This window comes from Pseudomonas sp. 478 (assembly GCF_003254125.1).
Lineage (GTDB): Bacteria > Pseudomonadota > Gammaproteobacteria > Pseudomonadales > Pseudomonadaceae > Aquipseudomonas.
Window position 1 is genome coordinate 567,610 of sequence record NZ_QKZG01000003.1, and the last position, 15,732, is coordinate 583,341.

Annotated in this window: 16 protein-coding genes; 4 read left to right on the top strand and 12 right to left on the bottom strand. The window is 58.3% G+C overall.

Annotated features, from left to right (window positions below; all coding sequences use genetic code 11):
• Positions 1 to 52: 52 nt before the first annotated feature.
• Together DFS28_RS09435 and DFS28_RS09440 are read right to left on the bottom strand one after the other, a co-directional pair.
• Complete coding sequence (locus tag DFS28_RS09435; RefSeq protein WP_111449504.1) at positions 53 to 634, bottom strand: alpha/beta hydrolase; 582 nt, start codon at positions 632 to 634, stop codon at positions 53 to 55.
• A 451-nt stretch (positions 635 to 1,085) separates the two neighbouring features.
• Complete coding sequence (locus DFS28_RS09440; RefSeq protein WP_111449505.1) at positions 1,086 to 2,159, bottom strand: fatty acid desaturase; 1,074 nt, start codon at positions 2,157 to 2,159, stop codon at positions 1,086 to 1,088.
• Positions 2,160 to 2,259: 100 nt separating this feature from the next.
• Here DFS28_RS09440 and DFS28_RS09445 point away from each other — a divergent pair, with 100 nt between their 5' ends.
• Positions 2,260 to 3,264, top strand: coding sequence for an AraC family transcriptional regulator (locus tag DFS28_RS09445; protein WP_111449506.1), 1,005 nt, complete (start codon positions 2,260 to 2,262; stop codon positions 3,262 to 3,264).
• On the opposite strand, the gene DFS28_RS09450 is transcribed toward DFS28_RS09445, so the two are convergent.
• The 4 genes from DFS28_RS09450 to DFS28_RS09465 all read right to left on the bottom strand — a co-directional run bounded on the left by DFS28_RS09450 (position 3,265) and on the right by DFS28_RS09465 (position 5,972).
• Positions 3,265 to 4,497, bottom strand: coding sequence for a type II toxin-antitoxin system HipA family toxin (locus tag DFS28_RS09450; protein WP_111449507.1), 1,233 nt, complete (start codon positions 4,495 to 4,497; stop codon positions 3,265 to 3,267).
• Positions 4,490 to 4,738 carry a helix-turn-helix domain-containing protein gene (locus tag DFS28_RS09455; protein ID WP_056745799.1) on the bottom strand — a complete coding sequence of 83 codons (249 nt, stop codon included), beginning with the start codon at positions 4,736 to 4,738 and terminating at the stop codon, positions 4,490 to 4,492. Before DFS28_RS09455 ends, DFS28_RS09450 begins: the two co-directional genes overlap by 8 nt.
• 111 nt (positions 4,739 to 4,849) lie before the next feature.
• Positions 4,850 to 5,215: a response regulator gene (locus DFS28_RS09460; protein ID WP_111449508.1), complete on the bottom strand. Its 366-nt coding sequence runs from the start codon at positions 5,213 to 5,215 to the stop codon at positions 4,850 to 4,852.
• 70 nt (positions 5,216 to 5,285) lie between these two features.
• Complete coding sequence (locus DFS28_RS09465) at positions 5,286 to 5,972, bottom strand: Crp/Fnr family transcriptional regulator (protein WP_111449509.1); 687 nt, start codon at positions 5,970 to 5,972, stop codon at positions 5,286 to 5,288.
• 84 nt (positions 5,973 to 6,056) lie between these two features.
• Here DFS28_RS09465 and DFS28_RS09470 point away from each other — a divergent pair, with 84 nt between their 5' ends.
• Positions 6,057 to 6,575, top strand: coding sequence for a DUF962 domain-containing protein (locus DFS28_RS09470; RefSeq protein ID WP_111449510.1), 519 nt, complete (start codon positions 6,057 to 6,059; stop codon positions 6,573 to 6,575).
• 106 nt (positions 6,576 to 6,681) lie between these two features.
• Here the strand turns inward: DFS28_RS09470 and DFS28_RS09475 are convergent, their stop codons facing one another.
• From DFS28_RS09475 to dibA, 6 genes are all read right to left on the bottom strand, one after another.
• Entirely contained in the window at positions 6,682 to 7,671 is a 990-nt protein-coding gene (locus tag DFS28_RS09475) for a sulfate/molybdate ABC transporter ATP-binding protein (protein ID WP_102616212.1), read from the bottom strand.
• Between the two features lie 3 nt (positions 7,672 to 7,674).
• Positions 7,675 to 8,544 carry a sulfate ABC transporter permease subunit CysW gene (gene cysW / locus DFS28_RS09480; protein WP_111449511.1) on the bottom strand — a complete coding sequence of 290 codons (870 nt, stop codon included), beginning with the start codon at positions 8,542 to 8,544 and terminating at the stop codon, positions 7,675 to 7,677.
• A 12-nt stretch (positions 8,545 to 8,556) separates the two neighbouring features.
• Entirely contained in the window at positions 8,557 to 9,375 is an 819-nt protein-coding gene (gene cysT / locus DFS28_RS09485) for a sulfate ABC transporter permease subunit CysT (RefSeq protein ID WP_111449512.1), read from the bottom strand.
• A gap of 188 nt (positions 9,376 to 9,563) precedes the next feature.
• On the bottom strand, positions 9,564 to 10,577 hold the full coding sequence (locus tag DFS28_RS09495; protein ID WP_111449513.1) for a sulfate ABC transporter substrate-binding protein: 1,014 nt from the start codon (positions 10,575 to 10,577) through the stop codon (positions 9,564 to 9,566).
• A 141-nt stretch (positions 10,578 to 10,718) separates the two neighbouring features.
• The gene (oscA, locus tag DFS28_RS09500) at positions 10,719 to 10,901 is read right to left on the bottom strand and encodes a sulfur starvation response protein OscA (protein ID WP_007945260.1); all 183 of its coding nucleotides are present in this window, start codon (positions 10,899 to 10,901) and stop codon (positions 10,719 to 10,721) included.
• A gap of 246 nt (positions 10,902 to 11,147) precedes the next feature.
• Complete coding sequence (dibA, locus tag DFS28_RS09505) at positions 11,148 to 13,073, bottom strand: phosphodiesterase DibA (protein ID WP_111449514.1); 1,926 nt, start codon at positions 13,071 to 13,073, stop codon at positions 11,148 to 11,150.
• A 146-nt stretch (positions 13,074 to 13,219) separates the two neighbouring features.
• Here dibA and desA point away from each other — a divergent pair, with 146 nt between their 5' ends.
• Complete coding sequence (gene desA, locus DFS28_RS09510; RefSeq protein ID WP_111449515.1) at positions 13,220 to 14,407, top strand: delta-9 fatty acid desaturase DesA; 1,188 nt, start codon at positions 13,220 to 13,222, stop codon at positions 14,405 to 14,407.
• 218 nt (positions 14,408 to 14,625) lie between these two features.
• Positions 14,626 to 15,615 carry a sensor domain-containing diguanylate cyclase gene (locus DFS28_RS09515; RefSeq protein ID WP_111449516.1) on the top strand — a complete coding sequence of 330 codons (990 nt, stop codon included), beginning with the start codon at positions 14,626 to 14,628 and terminating at the stop codon, positions 15,613 to 15,615.
• Positions 15,616 to 15,732: the final 117 nt, after the last annotated feature.

The window sequence follows — 15,732 nt, forward strand, 5'->3', positions numbered from 1 at the left end:
CCGCCGGGAGACGGTGGGCGTTTTTAAAAAACAAAAGCAAAAAAGAAAAGGTTCAAGCGCGGCGCAGGGCGTGGTGTTCCATTCGGTTTTGCAAGCGATAGAGATAAGCAAAACCCTGCTCCCAGCGTTGGTGACCGGACTTCACATTGATGTGTCCGGCACCCGACAAAATCCCCGCCTCGGCGCCCCAGTTGCGCGCCAGCTCCATCGCACGCGGCGCGCTGACGGCGCTGTCGTTGTCGGAGCTGACAACCTGACTCGGGAACGGCAGCAGGTGGGTTGGAATCGGTGCGAAATTGCGCAGGGCCGGTGCGCAGGCCGCACGCTCGACGTCCGCCGGGGCGACCAGCAAGGCGCCGCGAACCTGACGCAAAAACTGCCCGGGCGCCGTGGCGGCCCAATGCGCGACAGTGATGCAACCCAGGCTATGGGCGATCAGGATCACCGGGGTGCTGTCGACGGCAATCGCCTCAGCCAGTGCCGCGACCCAGTCTTCACGACGCGGCGTCAGCCAGTCGGCCTGTTCCACCCGCGCGCTGTTCGGCAGGCTGTTCTGCCAATGGCTTTGCCAATGATCGTCTGGCGATCCTTGCCAGCCCGGCACAATCAGGTAGCGAATTGATTCGTTGCGCATGGGGGAACTCTCCTGCTGCGTGTCTGTTCCTGAGCGAGTATAGGGAGGAGAGTTATATTCGTTAAGGAATAAGAAGCTATTTATTAAGACCAATATCGAATAAACAACGCGATCAATATGGGAGCGGGCTTGCTCGCGAAGGCGCCCTCACCTTCAACATTCATGTCGCCTGACTCTCCGTCTTCGCGAGCAAGCCCGCTCCCACAAGGGTTTCTCCAGACAAAAAAAGGGACCGCACCCTGCCAAGGAGACGGCCCCGGAAACTCAACATTTGATAGCGCGATGATTGGCTGTAATGGTTATCTAATAAAGGAATATTTAATTACTTTGTTAGATCCAAAACACATATATCAATCAGCGATACAGCAACCACCAAACAGCCCTGCTTGCGTCATAACGTATCGTCCTTTTGGGTCAGATTGATGACGGGTTGAGTTTCCGGACACATCGATCAAGCCTGAACGGGACGCACCTCCTGTGCCTCTGCTCTTTCCTTGCGCACAAATCGATTCGCCCGCCCAAACGTCCCTAAATCATTGAACCGCACGCCCATCTCGCGCATCACTTTATGCGCCTCCGACACGGTCATCTGACGGATGTAAAACGGTTCCTTCACCACAAAATGATGAATCCCGTGAGTGCTGCCGAAGTTGAAGCAGAACGCCTGCAACGGCCACATCCACCAAGGGTTCAGCACCTGGGTCTGCTGGATCACATTGCCCGGCTCCACGTCACCGTAGTAGTGCATGTTCGAGCTGACGAAATGCAGGCAAAAGGTACGCAACACGTTAGGGCCGATGATCACCACGGCAGCGATATCGATCACCTGCATCACCGACAACGTGGTCGCCGACCATTCGATAGGCGTACCCAGCAGATGAGCGATGCCATTGGCCGCATGGAAGCCCAGGAACATGTACCAAGCGCCCCAATGCACCAGTGCCAGCGGCGCGTAGACCTTCAGCGCGCGCTTGATGATGCTGATCTTGTGAGCCCGAGTCTTGGCCCGCAGCATACGAATGTACGCCGACATCACGTTGTCGCCGACCATCAACAGCCGCGCAAAACCCCAAGGTTCGCCGTTGGTAATGGCACGCTCTTCCATGTCGGATTCTGTGCCGGAGACTTTGTGGTGATTGAGGTGCAGATGCCGACGAATCCACGGATTGATCGTGCTCGGCCGCGCCAGCCACACCAGTCCCATCATCAGGTTGTGCGGCACGCGCTGTTTGCGGAAGTACATGCTATGAATCAGGTCGTGTTCCAGCTCGTGGGTCAACGAGGCAAAAAATGCGTTGAGCAACAGGCATGCCCACCACGCCATGTGCCCGGTCATGTAGAGCGTCGCCGAGCCCATCATGCCGATCAGTGCAAAGGCCAGAATGCCCGCGCCCAAGGCGTCCTGATGGTTGAGAATCGGGTAGCGCTGACGCAGTTCGACCCCCTTGGCCAGCACCACTTGGCGAATATGTGCTGATCGCTGAGCAACATTCAGTCGCTGGGGACTTGCAGAAGTACCGTGCATGCTTCCATCCTCTGGTTATTGATGTTCGCATCCTGCCTTGTGAGCCCTCGCAACGCGGTAGCCGTGAACGCCAACCTGTTGACCGGAAGCGCCAATCAGCATGACTGAACCGACCTCCCTCGCCAGCTGGACCCGCGCCCTGCGCAAGCAACTCGATGCGCTGGGCCTCGACAGCACCGCCCTGTGCCAACAAGCGGGGCTCGACCCGCAACTGATGGACGACCCGAACGCCCGTTACCCGTTGTCCGGTACCACGCGCCTGTGGGAAATCGCGGTGCAAGTCAGCGGCGACCCGGCGATTGGTTTACGGGTATCGCGCTTCGTCAGCCCCACCACGTTTCACGCACTCGGTTATGCGCTGGTGGCCAGCGGCAGTCTGCGAGAAGTGTTCGAGCGCATCGTGCGTTATCACCAGGTGGTCAGCGATGCCCTGGACCTGGAACTGACTCGCGCCGACGACCGCTACCGTTTCCGCCTGAAAATCCCGCCAGGCAATCCGGCCCCGGCCTTCGAAGCCATCGACGCCTTCACGGCGATTTACGTACGCACCTGCCGCAACCGCCTGGGCCGCGATTACGCCCCGCTGGCGGTGTACCTGCGTCGTCCGGAACCGGCGGACCCGCATCAATGGCACAAAGTCTTCCGCTCACCGGTGTACTTCGCCGCCGATGAAGACCGACTGGAATTCGCCGTCGTGGACTTCGACAGCCACCTGGACGACGCCAACCCGGAACTGGCCGAGCACAACGAAACCGTGCTCAAACGCACCCTCGCCCAACTCAAACCCCTGACCTGGGAACGCAAGGTTCGCGACGCCATTGAGGAGCAATTGCCTGAAGGCGAGCCCAGCGCCGAACACATCGCCCAAGCCCTGCACCTGAGTTTGCGCAGCCTGCAACGGCATCTGGCGGACGAGGGTTGCCGGTTCGATACGCTGCTCAACGAGAGTCGCGAGAACCTGGCGCTGCTGCATCTGCGCGATCCGCAATGCTCATTGAGCGAGATCAGCTATCTGCTGGGATTTGCGGACACGAGCAGCTTCAGCCGCGCGTTCAAGCGCTGGACCGGGATGACACCGGGGCAATTTCGGGATGGGTTGCGGTGATCAGCTTTTGACCAAGCTGCGGACTACACCTGATTCCCACTGCTCGATCATCGCTTCGCCAACCCTGGCAAAGGCGCCATTTCCCCTGATGTAATCAACCATTTCCGCCTTCGCAACATCCATTCCCTGAGCGACTTGCTGCAGCAGTTCATTGCACCGTCCCTCGGTCAGGTTGCAAGCCGACCGACCAAAACGCATCAGCATTTTGTATTTGGGCCACGCCTTTGATCCGCCTAACAGCAACGCCATACTGTCTGCCTTGATGTAGACCGAAGTCGTGACGATGTCATAGGCCGGAGCCAGTCTGATTTGCGCATCAGCCCCGCAATGTTCGTACAGCACACCGAAGTTCTTGAGGTGAGCATCGCCATTCTTCAGAGCGGACGACAACGCCACAATTTTGAAAAAAGACTCAAGGGCGTCGTTGAGCAACGGCGGGGAGACAAACTCCTTGATCTGCCTCGCGGCGCCTTCGTACGAACCGTCGTATTTGGCCTTCGAAGGCCAGGCATTGAGCACGCAGAAATCCTCAAAGCCCAGATAACCTCTTTCATTCAGATCGAAACGTTCGACGACCAGAAATTTACCGTGATCGCTCAGTTCGAAAACCGGCACTTCAAGACCCGAATGCAGCGCAGCCCTCATGCAGAAATATTCGTTGGCAGCAAGTTCAGGGTACTCCTCTGGCCGAAACGATTTGACCAGATGCGTTGCTCCTCGATGGGTCAATCGATCGACAGTTGTTGCACTGTCACGGATAAGCACCTTCGGCTGCACACCGGAAACGCCCGAATATTGGCCATAAGTGTGTAGCAAGTCTTCGAACAAACCTTGCGCACCGTCATGAACCAGCAGATCCGCAAGGCTGGTTTCTGGTAGCCGGTAACTCGCCTCTTGCGCGTTTTTAATCCCCACTCGCCCAAGCTGGTGCGGGCCGACGATCGCCAACATCGCGAAGTCGTCAAACCCTCGAATCGCCTTGCTGAAGCGACGAGTCAATTCATCGCGCAGAGAACCTTCCGGTAGATTCATTTCAAAAACCGGCGGTACACCTCGCTCCCACGTGTAGCTCTCGAGGCGAGCGGGCATGGTCAACGAGACCGCGTTTTCTTCCAGCGCGTCTTCGGCATAGGCAAACACTGAATCAACGCGAGACTGACCACGGCCCAAGGTTCCGACCGTTGTGCCGGAAACACTGATGTGCAGCCTGTCCTTTTCCTGCTGCTCACCCATGGAAGTTCACCTTTTTGAGGGTGTCCAGTGTAGGACGCGTCGACCGCCGCGGCACGGCCGTCAGTTCGTACCCGAAGCCATTGAGGATCGCTTCAACCTTGCGCAGGCCAATTTCGGAAATAGTGTTGTTCTCGATACCCGAAATCGTGGAACGGCTCATGCCGTACTGCTTGGCCAGGTCTTGTTGAGACATCTTTCGTTCTTTGCGCAGCAACCTGATCAATTCGCCGAGGTTTTCCATTCCACCCAACCTGCACTATATACAGTGCATATTTACCGAAATTACCTATTTGCATTGTATTTAATGCATAAACAAGTCGAAGTCTAGCTCATTGATTGATCGGAACCGGTCTCAGCGCCCCCGATCCCGCCGCAACAACTTGCGCACCCGCTTCACCAGTTCACTCACGGCAAACGGCTTGAGCAGGTAATCATCCTCATGCAACTCCAGATCGCGCAGGCGATCCTCGATGCCGTCCCTGGTGGTCAGGAACAGCACCGGCGTATCACCGAGCTTGCGGATCTGCTGCAGCAACTGCCAGCCATTGAGCCCGGGCAGCATCACGTCGAGGATGATCAGCTCGTATTCGCCAGACTCGATGAAACGACGGCCGTCCATACCGTTGACTGCCACATCGACTGAGTAACTTGCCTCGTTCAGACCTTTAGCCAGGAGTTTGGCGGTCTCCGGTTCGTCTTCTACTAACAGCACTCGCATGGCACACCTCGATTGTCGTCATCACAGGCTAGGCGCCTTCGCGTCCAAAGCCCACCCCTAATGCCGGGTTTCAGATAATCGCCAACATTCGCAACCGTTGTGCATCCAGAATCTCGATCTCGCCGTACCTGAGATTCACAATCCCCTGCCCCTGCAAGTCCTTGAGAATCTGGTTGGTGGTCTGGCGCGACAGCGAGAGCATCGACGCCAATTGTTCCTGGGGCAGTTGCAACACCCGTCGCGGCGGGTCGATTTCGCCGTAACCCTCGGCGATCATCAGCAAGCGATGAGCCAGTCGAGCGGCGGTTGGCATCAGGCTCAACTGTTCGAGATTGATGAAGGTCAGGCGCAGTTTCTGGCTCATCAGCAATGCCAGTTGCCGCCAGTACGCCGGTTGCTCATCAAGCAACCTCAGCAGCACGGTTTGCGGGATGTGCAACAGGACGCAATGACCCAGACCGAACGCATCATGAGTGCGCGGCTGACTATCAAACAGACAGATTTCGCCGAACCAGTGGGGCGACTCCACCAGGCTCAACAGCGCCTCCTTGCCCTGCTCGCTCACCGCGCCTATGCGCACCGAACCTTCGAGTACCGCGTACAGCCCGCACGGTGGATCGCCGCGTTTGAACAGCCGCTGGCCTGGCGACAACCGCCGCACCCTGGCGGCGGCCAGCAGACTATCCTGTAAAGGAACAGGTAAATGGCTGAACCACTGCCCTTTATCCAGCCGCGAACGCCAAACCTGCATGTCCATGAAAACTCCTGGAGATTGTCGCCTGCCTGACAGAGCGAAATGTGGACCCGGGGCATGATCCATCACCCAACAGGAGGAACAACAATGAAAAGCCTCGTCGACCATCTCAGTCAATACGCCGCCTACCACCGTGACCCGCGCAATATTGCCAGCCACTTTATCGGTATTCCGCTCATTGTGGTGGCGGTTGCGGTGTTGCTCTCGCGGCCCCAATGGGTCGGAGGCTGGGTTTCACCGGCGGTGCTGATTGCGCTGGCGTCGGCGTGGTTTTACCTGCGCCTGGAGTTGCGCCTCGGGTTGTTGATGACCGTGTTGCTCGGCCTGTGCATTTGGGCAGGCCAGGTTCTTGCGCAGCAAAGCACGCTGATCTGGCTGGCAAGCGGCATCGGGATGTTTGTGGTGGGTTGGGCGATTCAGTTTGTCGGTCATCACTACGAAGGACGCAAGCCGGCGTTCGTCGATGATGTGACGGGGTTGATTGTCGGGCCGTTGTTTGTGGTGGTTGAGCTGGCGTTTTTGCTGGGGTTGCGGCATGACCTCAAAGAGCAGATCGAGGCGCGGGTGGGTGGTGTGCGTTTGCGACAGAAAGGCGCAGCGGCGTAAGACGCCTTCGCGAGCAAGCCCGCTCCCACAGGGTTTAGAGTTGGCCACAGATGTGTGTTCAACGCAGATTCACTGTGGGAGCGGGCTTGCTCGCGAAGCTTTTGCTTTAGAGGTTGGCGAGTTTCTGCCAGACCTTCGGCTTGAAGAACAGCGTCTCGCCCTTCGCCAACCCGATCAGGCTGTCGTGATCTTTCACCACTTCAGCTTCGATCAATTCGCTTTGGCCTTCGACCTTCAGCGTCACCCGTGTCGTCGCGCCCAACGGGCGAATATCCCGCACCTCGGCGGCGTGGTGATCCTCCAGCTCATGACGCGACAGCGACACCTCGTGAGGACGGAACAGCACATGGTTGTCGTCACCCAGATGCAACCGGTTCGAGTCACCCAGGAAGTGATAAACGAAATCGCTGGCCGGGTTTTCGTAGACGTCGCCCGGTGAGCCGATCTGCTCGATCACGCCCTTGTTCATCACCACGATGCGGTCGGCGACTTCCATCGCTTCTTCCTGGTCGTGGGTCACGAACACCGAGGTCAGGTTGATGTCCTCGTGCAGGCGTGCCAACCAGCGACGCAGTTCTTTACGGACCTTGGCATCAAGGGCGCCGAAGGGTTCGTCGAGCAGCAGGACCTTCGGTTCCACCGCCAAGGCACGAGCCAAGGCAATACGCTGGCGCTGACCGCCAGAGAGTTGTTCCGGGTAGCGATCCGACAGCCAATCCAGTTGCACCATGTTCAGCAGCTCGTGGACTTTCACCGCGATCTGGCTTTCGCTCGGGCGCTGGTTTTTCGGCTTCATGCGCAGACCGAACGCAACGTTGTCGAACACGGTCATGTGGCGGAACAGCGCGTAGTGCTGGAACACGAAACCGACGTTGCGATCACGCACATCATGGCCGGAGACGTCTTCACCGTGGAACACGATGTTGCCCTGATCCGGGGTTTCCAGACCAGCGATGATCCGCAGCAACGTGGTTTTACCGCAACCCGAGGGGCCAAGCAGCGCCACGAGTTCGCCGCTTTGAATGTCCAGGCTGATGTTGTCCAGCGCCTTGAACGCGTGAAAATTCTTGCTGACGTTACGCACTTCAATCGACATGACTTATTCCTCCGCGGCGCTGGCGCGCAGGCGGTTAATACGGTTTTCGCTCCACTGCTTGAGCAGCAGGATGAAGAGCGCCAGGATCAGCAACAGGCTCGCCACGGCGAACGCGGCCACGTGGTTGTATTCGTTGTATAGGATCTCGACGTGCAGCGGCAGGGTGTTGGTCACCCCGCGAATGTGCCCGGAAACCACCGACACCGCACCGAACTCACCCATGGCCCGCGCCGTACACAGCACCACGCCGTAGATCAGGCCCCATTTGATGTTAGGAACGGTGACGTGCCAGAACATCTGCCAGCCATTGGCCCCGAGCAGGCGCGCGGCCTCTTCTTCCTGTGTGCCTTGTTCCTGCATCAGCGGAATCAGCTCGCGCGCCACGAACGGCACGGTGACGAAGATCGTCGCCAGTACGATGCCCGGCAGCGCAAAGACGATCTGGATGTCGTGATCCTGCAGCCACGGCCCGAACAGGCCCTGGGCGCCGAACATCAACACATAGACCAGACCGGCGATCACTGGCGAAACCGAGAACGGCAGGTCGATCAGCGTGACCAGCATACTTTTGCCACGGAACGAGTACTTGCTCACGCACCATGCAGCGCTGACGCCAAACACCAGGTTAAGCGGCACCGAAATCAGCACGGCGATCACCGTGAGTTTCAGGGCCGACAAAGCGTCGGGTTCGAAGATCGCGGTGAAGAACGCACCGATTCCGAGCTTCAGGCCCTGAGACACCACGATCACCAGGGGCAGCAACAGGAACAGGGTGAACACCAGCCAGCCAAGGCCGATCAGGATTCGCCGCGATGAAGCACTGCCACGGCGGGCGGCGTTCGAGGAAGCAGCAGCAATAGACGATTGGGACATTTCTGCGCCTCCTTATGGGGTTTCGATGCGTCGTTGCAGCAAGTTGATCAGCAGCAACAGGACGAAGGAAACCACCAGCATCAGTACACCAATGGACGTGGCGCCGGTGTAATCGTACTGGTCGAGTTTGACCATGATCAGCAACGGCAAAATCTCGGTTTTCATCGGCATGTTGCCAGCAATGAAAATCACCGAACCGTACTCGCCGACCCCGCGGGCAAAGGCCAACGCGAAACCGGTCAGCCAGGCTGGCAACAGCGCGGGCACCAGAATATGGCGGAAAACCTGCAACGGTTTTGCACCCAGGCATGCCGCCGCTTCTTCCACTTCACGCGGGATATCGGCCAATACTGGCTGTACGGTACGTACTACGAATGGAAGTGTCACAAAAGTGAGGGCAAGGGTGATGCCGAGGGGGGTATACGCGATCTTGAAACCCAGCTCCGCTGCAAACTGACCCACCCAACCATTGGGCGCGTATAGCGCAGTCAGCGCGATACCGGCCACGGCGGTGGGCAATGCGAAGGGTAAGTCGATCATCGCATCGATGACTTTGCGTCCAGGGAAGGTATAGCGCACCAGCACCCAGGCCAGCAGCGTGCCGATGATGCCGTTGATGATCGCGGCATAGAGCGCGGTGCCGAAGCTGAGCTTCAACGCCGCCAGCACCCGTGGCGCCGAGATAATTGCCCAGAACTGGTCCCAGGTGAGTTGAGCGGCATGCACGAACATCGCCGCCAGTGGAATGAGCACAATCAGGCTGAGGTACACCAAGGTGTAGCCCAGCGTCAGCCCGAAGCCGGGTATGACGGGGGAGATACGACGCGACATAAAAGTCCTTGGTTGATAACGCGCTAAGCCCCGACGGTGAAATCGGGGCCTGTTGAAACGCTAAACCTGTGGGAGCGGGCTTGCTCGCGAAGGCGGTGTGCCAGGCGACATCGAAGTTGACTGTGCCGCCGTCTTCGCGAGCAAGCCCGCTCCCACATGGATTGCACATTGGCAGATCTATTTACAGGTTATTGCGCCTGATAAATCTGGTCGAACACACCACCGTCGTTGAAGAATTTCGGTTGAGCGGTTTTCCAGCCGCCGAAGTCCTTGTCGATGGTCACCAGGTCCAGTGTCGGGAACTGTTTGGCGTACTTGGCGGCAACATCCTTGTCACGTGGACGATAGAAGTTCTTTGCCGCGATTTCCTGGCCAACCGGGCTGTACAGGTGCTTGAGGTACGCTTCGGCGATCTCGGTGTTGCCCTTTTTCTCGGCGTTCTTGTCGACCACGGCGACCGGAGGTTCGGCGAGGATCGACAGCGAAGGCACGACAATGTCGAACTTGTCAGCGCCACCGTCTTCTTTCAGGGCCAGGAAGGCTTCGTTTTCCCAGGCCAGCAACACGTCGCCCTGACCATTGTTGACGAAGGTAATGGTCGAACCGCGAGCACCGGTATCTAGCACAGGAACGTGTTTGAACAGGGTTTGCACGTATTCCTTGGCTTTCGCTTCGTTACCGCCATTGGCTTTCAGGCCATAAGCCCACGCGGCGAGGAAGTTCCAGCGGGCGCCGCCGGAAGTTTTCGGGTTTGGGGTGATGACTTCCACGCCGTTCTTGGTCAAGTCGCCCCAGTCCTTGATGCCTTTAGGGTTGCCCTTGCGCACCAGGAACACGATGGTCGAGGTGTAAGGCGTGCTCGCTTGCGGCAGACGCTTCTGCCAATCCGCTGGCAGGGTCTTGCCGAGTTTGGCGATTTCGTCGATGTCACCGGCCAGGGCCAGGGTCACCACGTCGGCACGCAGACCGTCGATCACTGCCCGACCTTGCTTGCCCGAACCACCGTGGGACTGCTGGATTTTCACGCTGTCGCCGGCGTGTTCTTTCTGCCAGAACTTGACGAATTCGGCGTTGTAGTCCTGATACAGCTCGCGAGTCGGGTCGTACGATACGTTAAGCAGCTCGTAATCCTTGGCAACCGCGGAACCCGCAAAAAGGGCACTGGCCAGGGCGGCCAAAGCGAAATGACGAATCGACGACATGGTGAAAGCTCCTGGAATTCTGATTGTGTTGGCTTTTTATGGTCTGGAATCGGGGTTGCCTGTCAAAGATCGCAGCCTTCGGCAGCTCCTACACAAAGCCCCCCAGGAGCTGCCGCAGGCTGCGATCTTTTGATCTTTGATTCAGCTCGGTTTGTTGCTTGGGTTCTGCAACCGGAATTTCTCTTTGCGTTCGATCTGGACCACCTGAGCGTTGTGCACGGTGATTTCTACTGCGCCAAAACGCAGATCGCGCAAGGCGCTCTGGATCTCACGCAAAATGGTTGCTTCGTCCTGGCCGTCAACGCTACGTAGGGATGCGCTCATGGTGCTGCTCCTTCAACTAGAGGTTGCCTGGCAGTGGCGGGACTGCTTGCGGCGTGAGGCCAATAGTAGATAAGCGCAGATATTCTTAAAAAGACTATTTAAGAATTTTAATATAACCAAAATAACACCCGAAGACTGATCGTTCCCACGCTCTGCGTGGGAATGCATCCTGTGATGCTCTGCGTCAGGCTTGAGAAGGAACGCGGAGCGTCCCGGGCGGCATTACCACGCAGAGCGTGGGAACGATCAGTGCTGCAGAATCTGTGGAGTCCGGTACCAATCCAGCTGCCCGGCCGGCACCGGCCGTCCAAACCAGTACCCCTGCCCCAGATCGCAGCCGTGTTCGAGCAGGAAACCCGCCTGCTCGACCTGCTCGATCCCCTCGGCATGAACCTGCATCCCCATGCTCTGGGCCAGCGCAATGATCACCCGCACAATCGCCGCGTCATCCTCATCCCACGGCAACCCCGCCACGAAGCCCTGATCGATCTTGAGTTTCTGTACCGGCATTCGCTTGAGGCGCAGCAACGACGAATAACCTGTACCGAAGTCATCGATGGCCAGCCGAACGCCTAATTCACGCAACCGGTGCATCTGCTCCAGCGCGACTTCAGGGTCATCCATCACAGCGCTCTCAGTGACTTCCAGCTCCAGACAGGCAGGGTCCAGCCCGGTTTCGTGCAGCACCTTCGCCACCTGCCCAAACAGCTCACGGCGGGCGAACAGCCGAGAAGAAACATTCACCGCGACAAACGACACCACGACCCCGGCCTGCTGCCACTGGCACATCTGCTCACACGCCTGACGCATCACCCAGGCATCAATTTCGGCGATCAGACCAGTGCGCTCGGCAATGGGAATGAATTCTGCCGGCGACACCAACCCTCGCTGCGGATGCTCCCAGCGCACCAATGCCTCGACGCCGATCAGGCGGCTGGTCTTGAGGTTGTGAACCGGCTGGTAATAAACCCGCAACTCCTGCTGTTCCAGCGCACGGCGTAATTCGAATGCCGTCTCGACCCGTTGCTGGGCATGGGCGGTCAACTCTTCGGTATAGAGGGCGTAGCCGTTGCGGCCGGCACTCTTGGCCTTGAACAGCGCCGAGTCGGAGTTGCGCAACAGCTGCTCGGCGCTCAAGGCGTCGCCGGGGAACAGGCTGATGCCGACGCTGATATTGACGAACAACTGATGCCCGTCGATCTGGAACGGCTCTTTGAGGCCATCGATGATCCGCTGAGCCAGCGCCGCCGCGTGCACCATTTGCGGACAGCTTTCAGCCAGCACGGCGAACTCGTCACCGCCAAGGCGCGCCAGGGTGATTCCCGGACCGACCATCGCACTCAAACGCTCGGCCACGCCCTTGAGCAGCTGGTCCCCAATGCTATGCCCGAGGCTGTCGTTGATCATCTTGAAGTGATCAAGATCGATCATCAGTAACGCGCAGCCGCGCTTGTGGGTCTGCGCCGAAGCCAGGGCCTGCTCGGTGCGGTCGGTGAACAACAAGCGGTTGGGGAGGTCGGTCAGCGGATCGTAGTGAGCCAGGTGCGTCAGCTCATGTTCGGAGTTCTTGATGGCGCTTATGTCGGAAAACACTGCCACGTAATGGCTGCGCCGCCCCCTCTCGTCGTCAATGATGCGGATGGTCTGCCATTGCGGGTAAATCTCGCCGCTTTTGCGACGATTCCAGATTTCCCCGCTCCACTCGCCGGTGCTGTTGAGTGTCGCGAACATCGCCTGGTAGAAAGCCGGCGGGTGATGACCGGACTTGAACAGACTGGGCCGCTGGCCGAGCACCTCCTCGCTCTGATAGCCGGTGATTTGCATGAAGGCCCGGTTCACATGAACGATCAGGCCCTGGTTATCAGTGACCAGCACCCCTTCACGGGTGCAATCGAATACCGCCGCCGCCTGACGCAAGCGCTCACGGTCTTCAGCACGCTCACGCAACTTGGCGCCGATCCCCAGGCAACGGAACAATCGCGCCCGGGCAAAAAAAATCAAACCGGCACTGAACACCACCCAGGCATAACCGTTGATCAGTTGCCATCGCATTAGCTCGCCAGAGCTATCGAAGAAACTGTTCAATAAATGGCCACTGAACTGCAGCCAACCGACAGAAACCAGAAGATAAAGCAGCGCTGCACGCAGAGCATCGCGATAGGTAGCAGCCATTAGGTCGTCCATGTCCCTTAAAAGTGGATGGAATTATAGTTTAAAGAAACATCCGGCCACTCTTATCTGAAAGGGCGACTGGTTTTATCTGTGGGCTCAGTGATAATGCAACGGCTGTTTTTTCTTTATCGAGGGCCCAATAGCCTATGTGGTACGAAGGTTTTCTCGGCTTGTCGCCCTGGTCACTGGTGGCAGTCACCCTGCTGATGACCCACGTGACGATCATCGGCGTCACGGTCTATCTGCATCGTTATTCAGCCCATCGCTCGCTTGAGCTCAATGCTGGCCTGAAACATTTCTTCCGCTTCTGGCTGTGGCTGACCACGGCACAGAACACCCGCGAGTGGACCGCTATCCACCGCAAGCACCACGCCAAATGCGAAACCGTCGATGACCCGCACAGCCCGGTCATCAAGGGCCTGTCCACCGTTTTGCGCAAAGGCGCCGAGCTGTACCGTGCCGAGGCGGAAAACCCCGAGACCCTGCGCATCTACGGCAAGAACTGCCCCGAAGACTGGATCGAACGCAACCTGTACAGCCGTTTTCCGCTGCTGGGCGTGGCGATCATGGGCGTCATCGACCTGCTGCTGTTCGGCACCATCGGCATCACCATCTGGGCGATCCAGATGATGTGGATCCCGGTCTGGGCCGCCGGCGTGGTCAATGGCCTGGGCCATGCCGTCGGCTACCGCAACTTCGAATGCCGCGATGCGGCGACCAATCTGGTGCCGTGGGGCATCCTGATCGGCGGCGAAGAACTGCATAACAACCATCACACCTACCCTAATTCGGCAAAACTGTCGGTGAAGAAGTGGGAATTCGATCTCGGCTGGGCCTGGATCCAGGTCTTCAGCTTCTTGCGTCTGGCCAAGGTTCAGCGGGTCGCGCCCATCGCCCATCGGGTCGAAGGCAAAGGCAACCTGGACATGGACACCGCCATGGCGATCCTCAACAACCGCTTCCAGATCATGGCCCAGTACCGCAAATTGGTGATCGCACCGCTGGTCAAACAAGAGCTGGAAAAGGTCGATCACTCGGTCCGTCACCAGTTCCATCGCGCCAAGCGCCTGCTCTCGCGGGAAACCAGCCTGCTGGATGACAAACACCACATTCGCATCCAGACCATGCTCGAGCACAGTCAGGCGCTGAAGGTAATTTACGAGAAACGCTTGGCCTTGCAGCAGATCTGGGTCAAGACCAGTTCAAATGGTCACGACATGCTGGCCGCCATCAAGGATTGGGTACACGAAGCAGAAGCCAGCGGGATTCAATCCCTGCGCGACTTCGCCGATCAGTTGAAAACCTACTCCCTGCGCCCCGCCGCTGCAGTCTGACTGTGGCGAGGGAGCTAGCTCCCGCTCGACTGCGCAGCAGTCGCAAAACCTGACGACGCGTTCTTTCATTGAAAAACGCGTCGCCAGTACCGCCCGGCGGGAGCAAGCTCCCTCACCACATAAGGCGGGAACTAAGCTCCAAATCCCCTATCTCAAAGACACTTCGCCAGGCCGCTTTCGAACCTCGAGCGGCACACGCCCTTTGAGATTTTGTGTCGATGGTCAGTAAAAACCTACAAGACTCATCCCTCCCGCAGTGGCCTGAGGCCGCGCAAACCCTCCTGGCGCTGATGCATGCACAAGGCGAAGTGGCGCGCCTGAGCGAACGCGAACAACTGTTCAGCGCTCTGCTGGTGAGCGTCAATGCGGTGCTTTGGGCCTTCGACTGGGAATCCCGTCGGGTGCTCTATGTCAGCCCCGCGTATGAACGGATTTTCGGCCGCTCCGCAGGCTTGTTGCTGTCTGACTACAACCAATGGCGCGACAGCATTTACCCGGACGATCTGGACTATGCCGAACGCAGTCTGGCCGAAGTACTGGTCAAAGGCGCCGATGAAGACCGTGAATACCGAATCATTGCCGCCGACGGCCAGGTCCGCTGGCTCAGAGACAAGTGCTTCATCAACCGTCAGGCCGAGCCCGGGCAACCGGTGATCATCGTCGGCATTGCCGAAGACATTACTGACAAGAAGCAGATTGAAACCGAGCTGCAACGCCTGGCCACTACCGACGTGCTGACCCAGAGCAGCAACCGCCGACACTTCTTCGAATGCGCCCACCGTGAATTCGAACAGGCACGGCACCAACGCACGCCGCTGGCCTTTCTGCTGCTGGACATCGATGATTTCAAAGTCATCAACGATACCTACGGCCACCAGGAAGGCGACAACGTGCTGCAACGAATCGCCGAGTGCGGTCGCGCGACGTTGCGTCGAGGTGATGTGTTCGGACGAGTGGGCGGTGAGGAATTCGCAGCGGTGTTTCCCGGCTGTGCGCCAGACATGGCTATGCAAGTGGCCGAGCGCCTGCAACGGGAGATTCAGCGATTGAGTTTCAGCCATGGCGACCAGACGTTCGGCATCACCGTCAGCCAAGGCCTGACCAGCCTCACCGCCGAGGACGAAAGCATCGACAGCCTGTTTGCCCGCGCAGATGCGGCAATGTACAAAGCCAAACACCAGGGCAAGAACCGCATCGTCTCCGGCTGAGGCTGAATTCAGGCACAACGCAATTCCAATGTGGGAGCGGGCTTGCTCGCGAAGGCGGACTAACAGCCAACAATGATGTTGACTGTGCGGGCCTCTTCGCGAGCAAGTCGGATCGCC